This window comes from Edaphobacter bradus (assembly GCF_025685645.1).
In the GTDB taxonomy this organism is placed as follows: domain Bacteria; phylum Acidobacteriota; class Terriglobia; order Terriglobales; family Acidobacteriaceae; genus Edaphobacter; species Edaphobacter bradus.
In genome coordinates this window covers 1,006,120-1,025,387 of sequence record NZ_JAGSYF010000002.1, presented here as the reverse complement: position 1 = coordinate 1,025,387, position 19,268 = coordinate 1,006,120, and the positions used below count along the sequence as shown (strand labels likewise).

Sequence of the window (19,268 nt, the reverse complement as noted above, 5' to 3'; positions counted from 1 at the left end):
TCTAAACGGCTCATTTTGCGTACGAATCAGTTGGAACCTCAAGTGCAGCAAGCGAAAGTAAGAGTAAGCCCAAACGGGCAATACATATTACCTTCGAAGGCTTCTGTCGAAGCCTGTCGGCAACCCTTATCTCGACCGAGGGAGCCAGTAGCTGGCATTCGGCATGAACCTGACTGGTGAGCGCCGCCGATCTTTGCGTTTTTATAAATCGGTGCGGAACCACACTACCGTTCGGGCTGCCTCGAATTCGGATTTTTCAAAAAATCTCAAGGAGAAAATGCGAAAATGACGAACGCGAAGAAACCCTTAGGTATAGCGATTCTCTCACTTTTGGTTACCGGAATGGCCGCGGCACAGACGCCCAGCTCGAAGGCGACAGCGGCCTACACCTCAGCAGTAGGGTGCACTGTGAGCAATGCCTCTAACATCGGGACGGCGCCGCTGAGCTGTCACGACATATTTAGCGGCGCGGCAGTGGCCGTCACACCAGACAACTTCGTTCCCGTCATGGACGCAACGGTCAAGGTGTCCAACAGTACGTCCCTGTTTGTTTCGCCTTCTATGGTTACCGGCCTCTACACCAGCACTACGACGAGGACGAAAACCGGCAGCACAAGCACCGCCACGGCGTTGGGCGGCGTTTACGAAAGGGCAGTCCTGCTCGACGGAGCGGGCAACGTAGTTGCAACCGCCTATCCGGTGGCCGCCTGCGAGGCGGGCATTCTTGGCTGCCAACCCATCGGAGGGGCGTACGGGGTCACAATCGATTCCCGCGTCCAGACGCTGACCCAATCCTTGAGCGACTGCGTGGTGACTGTCGGAACTACCACCGGCAGTTGCAGCTTCACATCGACGATCGGGCTGGTTCTGCAAACTACCAGCGCGCACACCTACAACTTCATCTTTCCGAACGTAGGCGTTGGGACGTATACGGTTGAAATCCAGATGGCTGTCAACTCCAACGCGCAGGTTACGGGCACCGGCTCCGCCGTCGGCGCTGCTGCGTTCGGTCTGGGGTCGATGACGGTCGATGTCGTTCGACTGGTTCACGACTTCTCGTTCTAGTTCGGTCCATATCTAAACAGCCGGGTGCCCCATCCATCGCGCCTCTTGCGATGGGTGGGACATCGAGCGAAGCTCGACCGCACTCTTTTCCCCGCCTCTCCTACGACGAAGCCCACGCCGTCTGTACTCTTGTGGTTTCTACTTAGCCGCCGGAGTGCTCTTGGCGGTAGTCCCGGGTCTCCATTGCGCTACTGACTGTAGCTAAGGGTGGAGGGATTGGTCTTCCCAAAGGTCAGATACCACCCCGCTCCCAATGGCCCTCCCGAGGGAACGACGACCTCGAACATGTGAGTGCTCACGTCATAGGAACGTACCGATCCTGTATCTGGCCCATTGCCACTGATTGGGACGAAGAGCCGTCCCCCAGGGCCGAACAACAGAGCCTGGGCGAAGGCACGCGGCGCACCCGCTGTGTCGAGCTCGATCTGGCCCACATAGGTGCTGCCATGAAATATAAGGATTTTGTCGGTATCGCTTGAATTGGCTCGAAAGCTCGTAATGTAGAGATCGCCATCGGGACCAAAGACCAGTCCCTCGGGCCGGTTGAGCTCATTCACGCAATCGCAGGTGGTACCACCGCTGCTGCTAATGAGCACGTCCTTTAATGCCCCCGTGGCTGGGTAGAACCGCAGAACTTGTCCTCCCAATCCCGTGCGAAGGTCGGGAAAGTTTGACACGTACAGGAGACCGTCAGGCCCCAGGACCACGGCACGTGGATGGAACTCAGCACCCGAGGGCAATGCCCCCGCAGGTGGCGTTAAAGCACCGATCAGTTGCCCGGCAATCGAATATTTCAGCAAGCTACCAGGAGTCGGAGGCGCGTTCTTGTTGGGTTCGTCGGTGAGATTGGCTACGAATAGATCGTTAGTCGAAAGAATCATTCCACGGGGCGCTGTTGGCGCATTAGGGTCGCTGTTGGACACAATGGGGTTCAACACCGCGCCATCCTGGCCGTACTGCAGAATCTCCCCAGGTGCGGAAGTAGTGGTGAACTGAACAGAGACAAGCAGGTTACCCCCAGAGTCAAAGATCAAACCTCGCGGTCCCTTTAGGCCACCCAGCGAATGTTTCACGAAGACACCCTGGAATGCCCCGGAGGTGGCATCGAATTGTTTCACTGTGTTATCATTCACGTCCCCGACAAATAGAGAGTCGGTAGCTTGAGCATAGCTTTGGATGCCGGCGAGCCCTGCTATTAGGACAAGCAGTGCTACCCTGATCACAACTGCTAACCGCCAATGTGTGGAGTGGTTTTTCATTACAAATCCCGCCTTTCGATAGAAGTTGAGTTCGGTTTTTGCTAATGGATAGTGACTGTCGGATTCGCCCTACTGAAAATTTCAGTTGGGTTCTTCTTCCTTCGCGGGTGATGGTGGCCACGTCGGTTGCGGGGGTGGGGGGGGCGCGCGGCTCTCCTTTCGGGAGACGTCGTGGCGAGCGTCATCGAACCGATGTGCATCCATGGCCCCGGAGGGGACTTGGCTTATCAATTTGGGAACCGGAAATTGTAACCCTGAGTTGGGAACCCGAAATTGTAACCCTGAGTTGGGGACCGGGAATTGTAGCCTGGGGTGAGGAGAGAGTGACTCTAATCACGAACTCCCCTTGGTCGGCCGCTGCCGATACAAGAGGCAGAACGATGCGCAAATATATCCGAATCTATTTAGTCAGTCAAGGTTATTTGTGCAATTTTCATCGAAAATGTAACTCGGTCGAAACTAAATTCGACTTGGTCAAGGAACAGATGATCTGGACGGGTGGCCCACACATAACCATCTCGCAGCCACGACCTCAAAACCAGCCAAGGACGGGTGGGCTGGGTGGCCCATATCTGCACAAAACTTACCAATTGGATGCCCCACATCTGGCGGCCTTATCGCCAGATGTGGGCCATTCGCGCAAAGCGCGAACCGCTTACTCCACTTCACCTCCGTCCTCAAACAGAAATCCAATATCCCTCTTCCATGAAGCACTCGGACGACCCGAACCACATCATCGGACACAAGGTAGTACACCCGTATGGCATTCCGTTCTGCCCCGATTTCCACACCCACCCTTGACACCCCTGATAACCTTAAATCAGGAACAAAGCAAAGCCCGGCACACCGCCGGGCTTTCTGCTTTTCATGACTTTGGCATCAGAAGTGCACAGGTAAGTCCAGACCTAAACCATCTGGATGGAAGATTTTGCACGAAAAGTAGGGGGGAGGGGTACAACACGCCATGATAACGTCAGCTTCTCCGCCCGCTCACGCCCATCCGGCGCAAACAACGGCTCAACCCGAAATATTACTCAATTCCTGCGATAGCTTTGTTCTGCAATACCCTCACCACGACACGCCGATTCTGAGCCTCCGCTTCAACGGTTTTGTTGGTGGCAACCTGATGGGTCTCTCCCATTGCACCTGGAGCAAGCATGTTGGTCAGAGGAATATGGCACTGCTGCAGCAGGAAATTGGTGACGCTGTTGGCGCGGTTTTCGCTTATCGTCTGGTTGACCGCGGCGCTGCCACTGCTAGAGGCATAGCCCTTCACCTCGATCATGTAGCCCTGAACCGTCTTCGCCTTCTGCCCCAATGCCAGGAGCGGGGAGTTGTACTGAGGATCAAGCTTGGACGATCCGTTCGCGAACAGAACCGTGACCTCGTCCATGATGTAGTAGTCGTCCAATTGGCCGAAGCGTGCTGTATTCGCCTCAATCGCGGCCTTGTTTTCGGCGATCTTCCTCTGTTGTTCCGTCAGTTCCCCCCTGTGTTTTTCGAGCTCTGCGTTCTGTCTCGCCAGCTCTTCTTTGTGCTTCGCTATCTCTGCTTCGTTCTGCTCCGCCTTCATCTTTGTTTCATGCATACCAGCCTGGATGACCTGGGCTCGCTCCAGATCGTTACCCTTGAAACTGACCGATGTCGCAACCAGCTGACTATGAGCGTCGTGGAACCCCTGCACTTTGACCGGAAGTCCCGGGATGAGGGCGGCCATCGACATCTCCTTCTTGCGCGCCTTAAACATCCCTTGTACCTGACCTACACTCGTGCCTTCCGTCAGCTGGACAGCGAGGTTCGGATCCCCGCTGGTCTCCAGGATCATCGTGGGACCGCTGCGTGCTTTGATCACGCCTTCAACCTTGATGTCCTGGGAGTAACCCACGGTGCTCGCTAAAGCCAGTACGGCGAGAGTCAGGATTCCGACGAGTGCGGAGCTGCGTTTCTTGCTCGCTTCCATAATGGTTCCATCCTTTCATTTCGCTCGTTCGAAGATTCGGCATCTCTGATCCAAGGCAACGAAGAGATCCTCTGCTATCGAAGCGATGGATAGAGGGTTGCCGGGCCGGTCGAGTCGTCTCTTCAATCCATTGAGCCGGCAAAAGAGGCGGACACCGACGTCTACGGAGAGCGCTCGGCGATCAAGATAGACCTGCCGTTTTCAGCCAGTCAACTATCGAAACCCCTAGTCTTCTGGGCAAGCACCTCACTGAGAACGCCGTCACTTACGTCAAGCTCGTGTAGCGAACCACATGACAAATCGTCCGTAAAGTCGTCCAATAGTGTTGGAGCGAAACCACATACCCATGAACGGCTACCGCCTGAACAACAGTTACCCCACCATCATCGACGTCCCCCGCGAGGAGACCTCCTCGCTGCTCGCCAAGGTGCTCGGCATCACCTCGCTTGGCTTCTTCATCACCTCCGTCGGAGTCGCCACAGCGCCTGCCTGGGGAACCTTCGTCGGCTTCATCGTCGTCATCGGACTCGTCTTCGCCATCAACCTCACGCGCAAGGCCAGCCCTGCTGTCGCGCTCGGCCTCTTCCTCACCCTCACCTACTTCATGGGATGGGAGATCGGCCCGCTCATCCAGCGCTACATCCACACCTTCGGCAGCAGCATGGTCTTCAACGCCGCCGCCACGACCGGTTGCGGCATGGCCGTCATGGGCTGCGTTGCCTACCTCTTCAACATCAACTACCGCCGCATCGCCGGCATCGGATTCGCCGCGCTGCTCCTGCTCATCATCGCCGGCATCGCCAGCATGTTCTTCCACTTCCTCTCGCCGGACACCTACTCCTGGCTCACCCTCGGCATCTTCTCCCTGCTCACCGTAGGCGACTTCGCCCGCATCCGCGCCGGCGGAGACGGCCTCTCCGCCGTCTCGCTCGCTCTCTCCATCTATCTCGACGCCATCAACATCTTCCTCGCCGTCCTCCAGCTGATGGGCGGGCGCCGCAGAGACTAAGCATCGCCCCACCTTCCTCAAACCCGCTTCGAGATGTCATCCTGAAGAGATGAAGCGTGCAAGCTCACTGAATATCCTCGCCGCGTCGCTCCTCCTCCTCACCCTTACCACCCAGGCCGAGGAGAGGGGCTACTGGCGAGCCGCAAGCAACACCGCCCGATCCATCACCGGCGACATCACCCTCGCCGACGAAAAGCTGACCATCAACTTCTCCACCACCCCCATCTCCCGCGTCCGCGACCTCAACGCAACCGAGCTCGCCGCCGTCTTCGACACCGACTCCAACGCCGCCCGCACCGGCAGTCTCTACCGCCTCAACATCCCCGCCGAGAAGAAATTCCTGCACAAAAACTCCCTCTGCGGCTCCGAGGATGTTCATTGGATGGTCACCTACGCGGCAAGAAACTCCCTGCAGCTCGCCTTCTTCTCCGGAGAGAAGCCGCCCGTCTTCACCTTCGACGCAATCTCGAACTCAACCGACCTGTGCGGCACATTTACTTATGTAAAGTGAGTCGCGCGACGCCTAGCAGCGCATCGAATACCACAGCCTCCCGCTCGCCGCCTTCTGGCTCTTGAGTTCGTGATGGCTCATTCAAGCTGTCCCGGATCGCCCAGCGAGTACTGAGCGGCGGTCATGATGTTCCGGGGGCGGATGTGCGGCGACGCTACGTCCGCAGCCTCGAAAACCTGCGTGGACCGGGTGCCAGTGTACATGGCGAGCAACAACGATGCTCATCAATTGACGTGCAAGGACTGCAGGTCCATGATCGTAGCGAGGTCGGCTCGTCGGAGCCCGGCCTTCAATCCGTCACCTGTCAGCTAATGGATTTAACCTGCTTTAACTTGGCAGGTGACCAATCCGCTAGGAGGTGGCCCATGACAAGCCTACTCAAACTACTTACACTCCCTGCAATTTTCCTGGTACCCCAAGCAACCCTCTGGGGCCAGGAAATCGTTGTGCCGGCCGGAACCATCATGCAATGCACGTTGGAGGACGCAAACCTCTCGTCGAAAACCGTTGCACCCGATGATCCCATTCTTTGTGATACAGGAACCCTGCGTGAGTTCGGTGTTTCTGTGTTTCCGCGAGGTGCTTACCTGCAAGGCCGATTCGCGGAGGCTCGTGACCCAGGACATCTCTGGGGTAAGGGCTGGATGCAACTCGAATTCGATCACATAATATCGCCTAGTGCTGAATTACCTATCTCGACAAAAATAACCTCAGTCTCTCACCTGAAAGTTGATGTCGAGGGAAGAATTCACGGGACTGGCCACGCGCGCCGCGATGCTATCGAATGGTCGATTCCGGTCCTGTGGCCGGAGAAGCTTGTCACCCTTCCAAACCGAGGTCCCCGGCCAGTCCTGAAGCACGAGGCCCGCATCACTCTCAAGTTAATGCAGGATCTCGCGGTTCCGCAGGAAGTTGTGGGACGCGAGGCTCGGCCGCTTGTTCTGCCCAGTGCCTTCCGGCGTTCACCAGCAATATCGGTTCCGCAGGAAGTTGCGAGACTCGAGGCACGGCCACTTGTTCTGCCCGGTGTCTTCCGGCCTTCAACAGCAATGACGGACCCAATGGTTCGTCAAGCATCGATGGTCTCGACATCCGGACAAGATCGGGCGTCGGCAGAGGGCACATTCTTGATTCTGAAGGACGGCAGCAGCAAATTCGTCAAAGACTACTGGTTTGACTCCGGTCGGACAATCCAATTTCTTTCAGTCGCCGGAAAGACCGGGATTTTCCCAATTGAGGCTCTCGACTTCGATACGACAGTAAAGGTAAACCGGGAGCGCGGGGTGGCATTTGTGATGCGCTTCAAGGAGGAGGTACAGTAGCCCAACAGCCGGTGGCTCACATCTAGAATCAGTCACCAACACTCGGGTGCCCCATCTTCGCGACGGCTTCATCGTTGCCAAGGTGGGGCATTCGCGCAAAAGCGCGAACCCCTTTGTGATCGACGTGCTGCGCCAGATGCAGCTCCGCGACGAGCGGCCGTCTCCTCCTGCGTCTCGGTGCGCGGCCGGCTCTGGCGCTGACAGTGATGGTCCCGGTGACTTGCTTGCCGTTGTGCTCCAGCAAATTGTAGTCGGGCATATACGCGAGAGTTGCATAGAAGCTCTTCCATCTCACTACCCAATCATCACGTAATCCACGTATCGTGGAATCTATGCTCATCCGCACTACATTCCTCGCAGCGATCCTTCTCGCAAGCACCGTTCCAGCACTCACCCAAACCACCCCCAACACCCTCTCGCCCAAAGAAAAATCCGAGGGCTGGCGCCTTCTCTTCGACGGCAAGACCACCAACGGCTGGCGCAGCACCCATGGCCCAGCCTTCCCCGCCACAGGCTGGGAGGTCAAGGACGGCCTCATCACCGTCACCGAGCACAGCGGCGAAGAGGGCGGCAACGCCGGCGACATCATCACCACTCGCAAGTACGACAACTTTGAGCTCTCCGTCGACTTCCGCATCACTCCCGGAGCCAACAGCGGCATCAAGTACTTCGTCAACCTCAACATGACCCCAGGTCACGAAGGCCACGGCTCCGCCATCGGCTTCGAGTATCAGATCCTCGACGACGCCCTCCACCCCGACGGCAAAAAAGGCAGGGACGGCGACCGCACCCTTGCCTCCCTCTACGACATGATCCCCGCCGCAAAAGACAAACCCACAAAGCCCATCGGCGAGTGGAACACCGCCCGCATCGTCGTCAACGGAGCGCACTGCGAGCACTGGCTCAACGGAGTGAAGGTCGTCGAGTACGAACGCTTCACCCCACAGTTCCGCCAGCTCGTCGCCGATAGCAAATATCACGTCTACCCCAACTTCGGCGAAGCCAACGACGGCTACATTCTGCTGCAGGACCACGGATTTCCCGTCTCCTTCCGCAACATCAAAATCCGTGAGCTTCCGCCGGCTCCCGCGAAGTAGACGACTTCGTAGGCTCGTCCTATTGAATCTGCACCAGCCGAATACCCACCTTCGCGACGGCTTCATCGTCGCTAAGGTGGGTATTCGCACGAAGCGCGAACCGCTTTCCTCCCGGGAAAAGCTACTTCTCGCTGCTGGGCGGCGCCAACCCCTTCAGGCGCAGATACAGCGCCAGCGTCGCATACTGCTCGTTGTCGTGCGAGACCGTCCCCCAGGGCCAGCCCCACGCGCGACCGCTTCACCGGCCCTGCCTGAAACAAATCGCGTTCAAGCGAAGAATCAGGAATACGCTCACCAGAACCAGCACCGCTCCCACCAGCGTCCGTCCGCCAACATGCTCGCCCGCAACAAAGTATCCCAGCGAAATCGCCACCACCGGATTCACATACGCATAGCTTGAGATCTCCGACGCCGGCATCCTTCCCAGCAGCCACACAAACGCCGTAAACGCCAACAGCGATCCGCACGTAATCAGATACCCCAGCGCCAGCGCGGCCCGCAGCGACAAATGCGGAAACGGATGCAGCTCGCCAAACAGCCCCGACAGCACCAGCAAACCACCGCCGCCCAGCATCATCGCCGCGCCCGAGGTCAGCGGCCGCGAATCCGGCAGCTTCATCTGCCGCTGCAACACCGAGCCCAGACACCAGCCCGTCGTTCCCAACAGAACCGCCACGCACGGCACCAGCGCAACGTTCTTAGCTCCGCTCGGTAGCATCAGCACGCCCACTCCGCAGAACCCCAGCACCGTCGCCCCCAGCAGGCTCCAGCGAAACGCCTGCTGCCGCAAGACAACCATCTCAAGCACAATCGTGATCAGCGGGACCGTCGCCGCCAGAATCGAGGTCACCCCCGATGTCAGATACTTCTCCGCCCAGAACAGCGGCCCATACTCCACCACAAACATCAGCAGACCGATCACCGCAAGATTGCGCCACTCAAGCGCCGTCGGGCGAGCCTTCCCTCGCAGCCGCATAAAGCCATACAGCAACACACCCGCGGTGAAGAACCGCGCTCCCGCGGCAAACAGCGGAGGCACCTCAAGCACCGCGACCCGTATCGCCAGAAACGTCGTCCCCCACAGCACATAGATCGCAAGGAACGCCATTACGACTCGAACGTCGAACGATCTCTTCGGAGCACCAACACTAACCGATGTGTTCGCCATAGGTGGTTACCACTTTACGAGTCGCCGGATAACCTGTAAAGATGCTTTAGGGGGTTATCGATCAAATAAGTGACCAAGCCCTTCCAACTCGTCGCCGGCCATCCCGTCCTCGACCTCGTCAACACGCTCGACTGGCGCTTCCGCTCAACCGGCCCGGAGGAGCTTCTCAACACTTACGACGACCTTCTTCGCTTCGCCGAGCAATCAGGGATGCTCACTCCTCGCCAGACGCAGCGCATTCGCCGCGAGTCAGGCGGCAGCGCTACGCAAACCCTGCAGTCGGCAAGAGAGCTCCGCGAAGCTGCCGCACAAATTCTCTACGCCATAATGGGTGACCGAACTCCCCCCGCAGCCGTGACAAAAAAACTCGATCACCACATCCGGGCAGCACACACACATCGCAAGCTGCGCTGGAACCAATCCCGCCTCGAACTGAGCTGGTCCGGCAGCGAGTCTGACCCGCAGTTTCCCATCTGGCTCCTGGCGCAATCTGCCTCCGACCTCCTCACCACCCAGGCCGCCGAGATGATCCGCGCCTGCGACAACCCCGAGTGCCGCTGGCTCTTCCTCGACACCAGCAAAAATCACTCACGCCGCTGGTGCGACATGAGCCTCTGCGGAAACCGCATGAAGGCCCGCCGCTTCAAGGCCCAGCACAAGGCGTAACCCCGCGCCATGCACTATCCTATATAGGACAGCCTCATACGGCTCCCAGCGCTTCATCTCAAAGGAACCACTCTCTTGCCATTGAACTGCGGAATCGTCGGCCTGCCCAACGTGGGCAAGTCCACCATCTTCAACGCGCTCACCTCGGCCAAGGCCCAGGCCGCCAACTACCCCTTCTGCACCATCGACCCCAACACGGGCATCGTCACGGTGCCTGACGAGCGCCTTAGCAAGATCTCCGCGCTCATCGTTCCCAAGTCCCTCGTCCCCACCACGATGGAGTTCATCGACATCGCCGGCCTCGTCGAAGGCGCGAGCAAGGGCGAAGGCCTCGGCAACCAGTTCCTCGGCCACATCCGCGCCACCGACGCCATCTGCCACGTCGTGCGCTGCTTCGACGACCCCGAGGTCGTCCACGTCGCCGGAGCCATCAACCCGCTCCACGACATCGACATCATCAACACCGAGCTCCTGCTCGCCGACCTCGAGACCGTAGAGAAACGCAGCCAGCGCGTCGAAAAGCTCGCCCGCAACACGCAGGACGCGAAGATCAAGACCGAAGCCTCCGCCGTCGCCAAGCTCAAGGCCACGCTCGAAGCCGGCAAACCCGCCCGGGCCGCCGACCTCACTGACGACGAGCGCACGGCCTCGCGCGAACTCTTCCTCATCACCGCCAAGCCGCAGCTCTACGTCGCCAACGTCGACGAGGCCGGGCTCGCCAATGGCAACGCCTACACCGAAGCCGTCGAAAAGCGAGCCGCCGAAGAGAACTCCCAGGTCGTCCGCATCTGCGGAGCCCTCGAAGCCGAGATCGCGCAACTCGATCCGCCCGAACGCACCGAGTTTCTCGAGTCCGTCGGACTCCACGAGCCCGGCCTCGACCGCCTCATCCACTCGGCCTACCGCCTGCTCGACCTCATCACCTACTTCACCGCCGGAGTCCAGGAGGTCCGCGCCTGGACCATCCGCCGCGGAACCAAAGCCCCCGGAGCCGCCGGAGTCATCCACTCCGACTTCGAGCGCGGCTTCATCAAGGCCGACTGCTACGCCTGCGAAGACCTCTTCAAATACGGCAGCGAACAAGCCGTCAAAGAAAAAGGCCTACTCCGCAGCGAAGGCAAGGACTACACCGTCAAAGACGGCGACATCCTCTTCTTCAAGTTCAATGTTTGACGCCGTCGCTCTCGCACGGGATCACGTCCTCAATTGATCGTAAGTGCGATCGTCAACGGCGCAGGAACAGAAACTCCCGTAGCTGTTGTCGTGGCCGAAATCGTAACCGTGTAGCTTCCCGGTGTGGTTGGACTAGGACCAGATGGCGTAGACGACCCTCCACCTCCGCCGCATCCGGGGAGCGCTGTCAATCCAGCCAGCGCGATAACCGCCATCGCTAATACGCGCCAACTCCGGCGGCGAACCGGAACCAGCCACAACAACGCGCAGAGCGTAATCGCGCCGGGGCGGTCCCAACTCTGTAGACGGGAACTGGCTACCGGCCGGGCAACGCTGTTGATTGTAACGAGCGATGAACCGGACTGCGCATTTAGGCTGATCGAGATACTGGGGTTGCCCAGAGTGCACGTTGGCGCATTCGCCGCTCCGCTGCCGTTATACGAGACGGTGCACGCCAGGTTAACCGTTCCCAGGAAACCCAGAGACGGAGTGACGCTCACGGAATAGGAGTTCCCGGTCGTCGCTCCCGCAGTAAACGACAGGGTCTGCGTCGCTGTGGTCATCTTGAACGTAGCCGGTTGTGAAAGAACCGTCTGGCTGATTGCATTCGAAGTTGATGGTTGCCAGTAGCTATCGCCCGAGTAAGCGGCAGTGACCGTATACGTCCCTGCAGATGGAAAGATCACTGGCTGTGGAGATGAAAAAGAAAACGGAGAACCCTGAGCTAGCCCATTCACATAAAACTGCAGCGTGCCGGTGGGGCTTGGAGCTGTCGTTGTTGTTATGGAGGGACCAATCGTAGCCACGTAATAGCCTCCTCCGCCAGCTCCGATACTTTGACTCAGTGGGTAGCTCAATCCCTCCAGGTGGGTAACTGATACTGCTCTGATGACCGCATAAGAAAGCGCTGACGAATTCGACGGCGAATACACCGCATCACCCTGATACTGTGCGGTCACGGTATAAGTACCGATCGTCGGAAAGCTCAGCAGCGGAGTCGTCGCACTGCCATTCACCAGCGTCACCGTCGCAACATAGTCTCCATAGTTCGTGCCGAGCACCAGAAAGCGCACGTTCCCCGTAGGCTTCGTCGATCCCGAACCCGTCACCGTCGCCGCAAAAGTCGTCTTCGTTCCCACCGGAATCGACGCGTTGAATACCGAAACTGTCGTGGCAGACGTGAGCCCCGTCACCACAAGCGCAAAGCCAGGCGCCGTCGAAGCCGCATAGTTGCTGTCGCCCGAGTAAGTCGCCGTAATGTAGTACGTTCCGGCCGAGGGGAAAGGCAGCGCTGCTGTCGTTGCCGTTCCCGACGACACTGTCACTGGCGCGCCAAGCGTGTTGCCGTTCGCGTAAAACTGAACCGTCCCGGTCGGCATGCTGGACGTTTTCCAACTGACTGTGGCCGTGAAAGTGGCCGTCTGCGTGTCGGAGATGGTCGTCGCGCTTCCATGGACCGCGAGCGTCGTGGCCGCAACTCCCGGATGCGAGATCGAAGCCGCAGCCGCCAGAAAGTTCGCCACGTCCAGCGATCCAAGCCCCGTCGCCTGATCATAGCCGGTCGTCAGAGCATAACCGGCGAGCCCTCCCGTAAGGCTCATGGCAGATGGAGTGCTGTTATTGCACGTGCTCGGAGCACCGAGCGAGCAACTATAGATTCCGCTGCTGGCTGGTGTCGCGTCATGAAAAGCACTGGGATTGCTCGCTGCAACCTGGTAGAGCAGAGGGTTGAGGTTACCCTGCGCTCCACCCATCTTCTGATTCAGAATCGCGGCCACCCCGGCCATGGAGGGCGCAGCATTCGACGTTCCGGCAAAATCAATGAAGTAATTTGAGGCGCAGTCTCCGCCTGCCGCCGCGAAGCAGCTGTAATACCCATCGTGGCCTGCGCTGGGAAAACTGACGTCGGGAACGTCCCTTGCCTTGTCGGCAGGAACCCCCGGTCCCGTCTGCCATAAGGGCTTCGGAACATACACACTCGCCCCTCCTCCGCCGCTGAGGACGGGATAGCCGCCGATAGAAGACTGGTACATCGCCGACTCGTTCCACGCACCCTCCGGAATATATCCCAGCGCCGAGACGAGACCGGGACCGTTGGTCGAGGACCAGTACTGCAATGGGTTAGCGAAATCCACCAGCTCCGTCCCGCCCACGCACGTGGCATACGAACTCGAACAGATGTCGTTGATGCTAAGAAACTGAGTCACCGGAGCAAGATCTCCGCCAATATCGCAGCCGGCAGCTCCCGAGTCTCCCGATGACACAAAGACCGATATCCCCTCACTCGCCGCCTGCGAAAACAACGCGTCCCACAGCGCCACAGCGGACACGCCGTTGTATGCCTCGCAGCCGCCGAAGCTGATATTCATCACCGGATCAAGCAGCGTCTGGACCTCGTACTGCGCCGCGATATGGAGTCCGTTGTAATTGCCCGCAGTCCCGCTGACGACGAGATCGACTTGCGCTCCGGGCGCTACGCCAATCACTCGCTCGACGTCCAGCGTTGCCTCGGCCTGGTCTCCGTCATTGGTCGTTCCGGGATCGACGCCACTGGTCGGAATGACGACATTCGGAACATTCGTCCTAAGCCCGGTCTTGTTCTCAAACTCAGTAATATCGCTCGCGGCAACGCGCGAGCGGCCGATCACGGCCACCTTCTGTCCGGCGCCATCATACCCGGCGCTGTAGACCGGTTTCAGGTCGAAGATCGTCGCAAAATCGCCCGGTGTGATGAAGTGGCTGCCGTTGCTGGAAGTTGCCTGCGGATGGACGCCGCCCGCATCCGTCTTCGCCGAAATCGATCGGGCCTCGCCATGGTGCGCTGGGCGTATCTCCGCCTCGGCAAGCCCTGAGATAGAACTGACAACCGGAACTAGAGCGCTGGGAATCGCCGGCTCCGCCGTTGCCGACATATGCAAGCTGCCACTCTTCTCGAAATAATGGAAATCCGTGGCCAAAGCCGCCGCCACCGAGGAAGCGGAGCCCGAGACGCTGACGAACATGCCGCTGGGAGCTACCTCTTTCACAGCCAGGCCCTGAGAGACAAGCCATTCGCGCAGCGCATCCAGATCATGCTGCGTAGGACCGTACTGTTCGCCCACCTGTTGCGGTGTCAGCCACTGGTGATAACGCGGCGAATTCGGGTTCTGCTGGTCAGCGAGAAGCTGCTCAAACTGCGCCTGCAGCTCCGGCGAACGTGAAAGCACAAACGTAATGTTCAACTCCGTGTCAGGCCGCACGGCTCCGCGATCGCGGGAACTGGAGGCCCAGCCGGGGACGTGCCCCTCAAGCCTGGTGCTCACCCTTGCGTCAGGGCGAGCGGTAACGCGGTCCCGTTGAACAGAGTTCCTCGCTTGAGGAAAGGACAGGCTAGGATACAAGGCAGTACAGAGCAAAACAAAACAACGGAAAAGCACTGACATACGGCTCCGCTACAGTTTTTTCGGTGAAGAAACTCTATGACACCTGAGCTGGAATTCATAGCCTAAAAATCAGCTTTCCCATATGCATAAAGAAGCGGCAGAAAGGCGAGCCGCTCGCCGCCCCGCATTACATCCCCTTCGGATAACGGTCGCTGCAGCACAGCTTTCGTATCGGCAACTGCGGAGCTTGCTTCTCCGTTCTTACTTCGACCGGCCCCCATTGCCGCCGCTCGACCCACCGCTGGGCGCGCCACTGCCCGCGTGCGAAGCTGCGCCGCCCGAAGCATTCCCTCCCGTCGAATGGAACGATCCGCCCGAAGGAGACGAAGGCGCATGGTTCTCATGCATGCCTCCATTTGGCGATCCGCCATTCGGAGAGCCCTGCCGCAGAGCCACCGGCGCGCTATTCATCGGGTGTCCCGGAGTTCCCGGCGCCCCCTGCGGTCCTCTCGGCTCCACGTACACCGGGATGCTCGCGGATCCATGATGCTCCACGCCGCTTGCGATTCCCTTCAACTCTCCCAGCGAGCCGCGCGGAACGCCCATCCCAGCCGAGTTCTTCTGAAAGACGAAGTTGCCCGGCTGGCCCTCCTTGGAAATCACAAGCGGAGTCCGGTTCGCCATCACCAGCGTCGAGATCGGCGTAACCGGCGGCCGCGGAGGTCCCACAACTCCCGTGTTCGACACAACTTGTCCTGTTTTGCCTGGCAGAGGTTGTGCAAACGTATTTGTTACATTATTCAACCCGCGCCAGCTACCTCCCGGCTGCCATCCCCATCCCAGCCCCGAACAATACGTCCACGCGCCCGAGTGATACGGCAGCCATCCCCACGGATACGGCGAAACCCACGAGTACCCCGCGCCCGGATAATAAGCCCACGCGCCGTTCCCGTATGGGTCCCACGCTGCACTCGCAAAATACGGCTGCCACAATGCCCCGCATCCCGAGTTCACGAAGCTCCCATAGTAGTTCAGGTCGCTCACACCGTACCCATAGCCGCCGCCCTTAAACGCGTTCCCCCTGGCTGCATATCGCTTGTGATAGTCCACCTGGTCCTTGTCCCAACCGTCGTACGTAGCCGCCGCGACCTTCTTCGTCACCTCTACCTTGCTCGCGTCGGTCGCATCCAGCGTCGCGGACTGCTTCTTCCCCACCATCGTCGTCGCGCCGCCGGACTGTACCTGAACGTCGCCCGCAAACACTGACACCGCCATCTTCGGCCACGCGATCTCCACGCGCAGATGCGTCGAAGGCGTCACCCTCATCGCCGCCTGCCCTGCCTTCAGGGTGAACTCGTTGTCCTGCGTGTTCTCCAGGCTCACATACACCGTCCCGCGCACGACATTCACCGTCGAAGCCTTCGCGCCACCGCTCCGCAGCACCAGCAGCGGAAACTCCACCCGCGAGTCCGGAGCCAGCCGCATCGTGCTTCCGTCCTCAAACTCCACCTCGGCATAGCCATCATCATCTGTCTGCAGCCGCGAGCCTTCGACAATCGGCATATTCTGCATCGTCGGCTCGTAGCCCTTGCCCGTACCGCGGTCCATCGCCAGCGTGCCCTGCGCCTCGCTCAGCCGCACAATCCGCACGTGCGAGTCACCCGCCGCAGCGCCATTGTTCTCCTTCGCCGCCGCAACAGGCTGCGCACTCTCGTTCGACTGCGCCGCACTCACCTGCGCCGTGCTCTCCTGCGTTGCACTCGCACTTGCAGTCTGTTCTGTTGTGGAAGGCTTGTCCTGAGCCGCCAGCCCACCCGCCAGCCCCAGCAACATGCCCATCTTAATTAAGGTTGCGATTGTTCCAGAGCCAATCCTCATACGGTCACCGGCCCTTCCGCCCGCCGACTACTCCAGCAGGCGCACAAAGTATACGCCCGCCGCAGCGGACCGGTCGCGCAACCCCTCGCCCGATCCGCCACGTCCCGCCATCACGTCCCGCCCGTTACATCCCCTTCGGCCAATGCTTCGTCGCCTCCAGCCCGTCCCCCGTCTCCAGCAGGCTCTTCAGACTCGAAAGAATCCCCGGCCAGCCGTTCGAAACGCTCTCCAGAAACTTCGACTCTGGAACGTCGATCGTGTGGACCACAGTAAGCTTCACCGTCTCGCCCTTCGGCTCAAGTTCAAAGACGCACCTCGAATAGCCCTCGGCCTTCATCTCTGGAATAAACTCGTTGCGCCACCGCAACACCAGCCGCCTGGGCTTATCGATCTCCACGACCTCGCCGCTATCGGCCACGCGGCCATCGGGGATCATCAGCTTCCACGGCGAGCCTGCCTCCCACGCCGTATCGTGCCAGCACTCGCACCAGTACTGCCGTGTAAACTCCGGCTTCGTCAGCGCCTCCCACAGCTTCTCAGGAGTCGTACGGATATACGTCACATATACGAATTTGTCGTTGCTCATTGCTCTCTGCTCCTTTTGCCTTCCAGGTTCTTCTTGAGGTCACTAAGCGCGCTCAAACGAGCCCGCTCATACTTGCCAATCCAACGCTCCGCAATCTCGCTGATGGGAACGGGATTCAGGTAGTGCAGCTTCTCCCGGCCGTGCTTGCGCGTCGCCACAAGATTCGCCTCCTCCAACAAAGCAAGGTGCTTCGAGACGGCCTGCCGCGTCATATCCAGGCCCACGCACAGCTCGCTCAGCGTCTGGCCATTCTTCGCAAACAGACGGTCCAGCAACTGCCTCCTGCTTGCATCGGCCAGCGCCTTGAAGACTGCATCCGCATCCATCGACTACAGACTATAGGCAACCAAATGGTTGCATGTCAAATTGGAAAACGTTAGCCCGCGCAAAAAGAAAGTCCGCCCCGAAGGGCGGACTCTCCGCATCCACGTCAGCCAGCTATTGGCATCCGGTGTACGCAAGCGTCGCGACCGAAGTCGAGACCCCTACCACCGGAGTCACAGCCGGAGCCTTCAGCTCGCTGTTCGTGCAGTCCGCGGTCCCGCCTGATGCCGGAACCGTCGCCAGTCCATCCACGATGTACGACGCCGGAAGCGCGCTCGGCGTCAGCGTAATTCCGCTCGAAGAGTACGTTCCCACGAACGCCGGCCCGGCCGACGTCTTCAGGTTGTAGCTTGTGCAGTCCGTCCCCGCCGGGCAGCTCAGATTGTTCGCCGTCGCCAGCGCAACCTGCACGCTCGAGTAGCTTGGAACCAGCGGCACCGTCACGGTCAGAGAGCTCGCCACGGTCTCCAGTGTGCTGATCTGAACGTGGGCGGCCGTGCCGGCGGGCGGGTTTGCGCCGTTCTGCGTTGTCACCTGCCCCTGTAGCACAGCCGCCCCGGCCGAAACCCCCGGCAGCGCATGCAGCGCCACAGTCGAGACCGTCGAACCCGTCGTGACTCCCGTCACCACGGTCGGCGAGTACACCACGCCCGTGCTGTCCCGCCCCACAATCACAACATCGTAAGTTCCCGAAGGAAGCGGGCAGAACACGAACATCCCATTCGAGTCCGTCATCGTGCTCATGAACACGCGATCGATGCCGTTCGCGTCCTTCTGCTCCAGCGCAACTGTCACCACGCCATTGATCTGGCTTCCCGTCGCGCTGTCTACGACTGTGCCGTTGATCGACGTGCCTGCAATGCTGCTCACCTCGCCGGCATGCAGCACAGGCTTCAGCTGGTAGGTCCCGTCGCCGTTCTGCACAATCGAGTCGCAGGTGTCGAAGTCGATGTCCAGGTCCTTAGTCTGTCCCGCGCCGACATGGAATCCACCGTTCGCAATCTGCCCCAGCGGAATCTTGATGCCTGTCTTCGACTCACTCGAGAGCTGCAGAGGATACGTACTGCCATCGTTCAGCACCACGCAGTTCAAACCGTTTGTGCACGCATCGCCCTTGCCGCTGGTCAACGAGGCCGTGTCCGCAAGAATCACGCGAATCTGCTGGTAGTTGCCCGGCTGCAGTTGTTGCGTTGCTCCCAGCGTCGCCAGAAAGCACTGGTTGTTCGCCTGTCCCAGCAGGTCAATCTGCACAGGAGCCGCGGGCAGGTTTGGCGTCAGGTCCACCCAGCCCGCATCATTCGCCCCGGCGTGCGCGCTCGTGTGGGCCTGAATGTCGGCGACCGTGATGTACACGTGCGCGTAAGGTCCATTGGGGGCTGTACATGTGGAAGGATCGCTGATCCTCACCGAAGCCGTCCCCAGCGTGCTGTTGCCCGTCGGTGTCGACGAAGAGTTGATGCCGCTGCTGCAGCCGGCAACAATTGCGATCGCCAGCGCGAGTGTTCCAAAAAGAATGGAGAGAAGAGTGGGGAGGCGCAACAACTTCGAGGTACTGGTATCTCGATTGGTAGACATGGGGGCCCTTTCGGTGAACCGAATATTGTCTTCTGCCGCGACCCAGAAAGCCGAACCTCTGGGGAGGTAAGTTCTGCTACGCAAGCACTTCAGGCGCGATGCTCGGTGCGTTTTAGAGCGTAGTACTCCACGCGCGCCACCCCTAATGAACCAATTTGGAACCATATCCAGCAATGACCCTTTAGTCGTACACCCACCACAACTTAAGGACACCGGCGTGCCCTCGCCCTCTAACGGCGAAAACGGCCGCTCAGAGGGTGTTTTTGCCGAGCAATTTCATCTCCAATCTGGACTTTTCCCCCACCCCGGCTCG

The 19,268-nt window shown here is 59.5% G+C and carries 16 protein-coding genes; 7 read left to right on the top strand and 9 right to left on the bottom strand.

Going from position 1 to position 19,268, the window contains the following annotated elements; translation table 11 throughout:
- Positions 1-285 precede the first annotated feature (285 nt).
- On the top strand, positions 286-1,065 hold the full coding sequence (locus OHL16_RS10350) for a hypothetical protein (RefSeq protein WP_263367046.1): 780 nt from the start codon (positions 286-288) through the stop codon (positions 1,063-1,065).
- 188 nt (positions 1,066-1,253) lie between these two features.
- On the opposite strand, the gene OHL16_RS10345 is transcribed toward OHL16_RS10350, so the two are convergent.
- Positions 1,254-2,183 carry an NHL repeat-containing protein gene (locus OHL16_RS10345; protein ID WP_263367045.1) on the bottom strand — a complete coding sequence of 310 codons (930 nt, stop codon included), beginning with the start codon at positions 2,181-2,183 and terminating at the stop codon, positions 1,254-1,256.
- 1,171 nt (positions 2,184-3,354) lie between these two features.
- Positions 3,355-4,284, bottom strand: a complete 930-nt coding sequence (locus tag OHL16_RS10340) for an OmpA family protein (protein ID WP_263367044.1) — start codon at positions 4,282-4,284, stop codon at positions 3,355-3,357.
- A gap of 346 nt (positions 4,285-4,630) precedes the next feature.
- Between OHL16_RS10340 and OHL16_RS10335 the strand changes: the two genes are divergently transcribed.
- From OHL16_RS10335 to OHL16_RS10325, 3 genes are all read left to right on the top strand, one after another.
- A complete protein-coding gene (locus OHL16_RS10335; protein ID WP_263367043.1) occupies positions 4,631-5,293 on the top strand; it encodes a Bax inhibitor-1/YccA family protein in 663 nt (220 codons plus the stop codon).
- 49 nt (positions 5,294-5,342) lie between these two features.
- Positions 5,343-5,804, top strand: coding sequence for a hypothetical protein (locus OHL16_RS10330; RefSeq protein ID WP_263367042.1), 462 nt, complete (start codon positions 5,343-5,345; stop codon positions 5,802-5,804).
- A gap of 365 nt (positions 5,805-6,169) precedes the next feature.
- Positions 6,170-7,126, top strand: a complete 957-nt coding sequence (locus OHL16_RS10325) for a hypothetical protein (RefSeq protein ID WP_263367041.1) — start codon at positions 6,170-6,172, stop codon at positions 7,124-7,126.
- 28 nt (positions 7,127-7,154) lie between these two features.
- Here the strand turns inward: OHL16_RS10325 and OHL16_RS10320 are convergent, their stop codons facing one another.
- Positions 7,155-7,421: a hypothetical protein gene (locus OHL16_RS10320; protein WP_263367040.1), complete on the bottom strand. Its 267-nt coding sequence runs from the start codon at positions 7,419-7,421 to the stop codon at positions 7,155-7,157.
- A gap of 37 nt (positions 7,422-7,458) precedes the next feature.
- Here OHL16_RS10320 and OHL16_RS10315 point away from each other — a divergent pair, with 37 nt between their 5' ends.
- On the top strand, positions 7,459-8,223 hold the full coding sequence (locus OHL16_RS10315; protein ID WP_263367039.1) for a 3-keto-disaccharide hydrolase: 765 nt from the start codon (positions 7,459-7,461) through the stop codon (positions 8,221-8,223).
- 238 nt (positions 8,224-8,461) lie between these two features.
- Here OHL16_RS10315 and OHL16_RS10310 read toward each other — a convergent pair whose 3' ends face one another.
- Positions 8,462-9,391 carry an EamA family transporter gene (locus tag OHL16_RS10310; RefSeq protein ID WP_263367038.1) on the bottom strand — a complete coding sequence of 310 codons (930 nt, stop codon included), beginning with the start codon at positions 9,389-9,391 and terminating at the stop codon, positions 8,462-8,464.
- Between the two features lie 69 nt (positions 9,392-9,460).
- On the opposite strand from OHL16_RS10310, the gene OHL16_RS10305 reads away from it, so the two are divergent.
- Entirely contained in the window at positions 9,461-10,057 is a 597-nt protein-coding gene (locus tag OHL16_RS10305; protein WP_263367037.1) for a CGNR zinc finger domain-containing protein, read from the top strand.
- Positions 10,058-10,132: 75 nt separating this feature from the next.
- Positions 10,133-11,230 (top strand): redox-regulated ATPase YchF, encoded by a 1,098-nt coding sequence (ychF, locus tag OHL16_RS10300; protein WP_263367036.1) that lies wholly within the window; start codon positions 10,133-10,135, stop codon positions 11,228-11,230.
- Positions 11,231-11,259: 29 nt separating this feature from the next.
- Here ychF and OHL16_RS10295 read toward each other — a convergent pair whose 3' ends face one another.
- The 5 genes from OHL16_RS10295 to OHL16_RS10275 all read right to left on the bottom strand — a co-directional run bounded on the left by OHL16_RS10295 (position 11,260) and on the right by OHL16_RS10275 (position 18,955).
- Positions 11,260-14,532: an Ig-like domain repeat protein gene (locus tag OHL16_RS10295; protein WP_263367035.1), complete on the bottom strand. Its 3,273-nt coding sequence runs from the start codon at positions 14,530-14,532 to the stop codon at positions 11,260-11,262.
- Between the two features lie 321 nt (positions 14,533-14,853).
- The gene (locus tag OHL16_RS10290; RefSeq protein WP_263367034.1) at positions 14,854-16,470 is read right to left on the bottom strand and encodes a DUF6600 domain-containing protein; all 1,617 of its coding nucleotides are present in this window, start codon (positions 16,468-16,470) and stop codon (positions 14,854-14,856) included.
- A gap of 124 nt (positions 16,471-16,594) precedes the next feature.
- On the bottom strand, positions 16,595-17,056 hold the full coding sequence (locus OHL16_RS10285; protein ID WP_263367033.1) for an SRPBCC family protein: 462 nt from the start codon (positions 17,054-17,056) through the stop codon (positions 16,595-16,597).
- Positions 17,053-17,382 carry an ArsR/SmtB family transcription factor gene (locus tag OHL16_RS10280; RefSeq protein ID WP_263367032.1) on the bottom strand — a complete coding sequence of 110 codons (330 nt, stop codon included), beginning with the start codon at positions 17,380-17,382 and terminating at the stop codon, positions 17,053-17,055. The genes OHL16_RS10285 and OHL16_RS10280 overlap by 4 nt, the downstream gene beginning before the upstream one ends.
- A 112-nt stretch (positions 17,383-17,494) precedes the next feature.
- Entirely contained in the window at positions 17,495-18,955 is a 1,461-nt protein-coding gene (locus tag OHL16_RS10275; RefSeq protein WP_263367031.1) for a DUF4382 domain-containing protein, read from the bottom strand.
- Between the last annotated feature and the right edge of the window lie 313 nt (positions 18,956-19,268).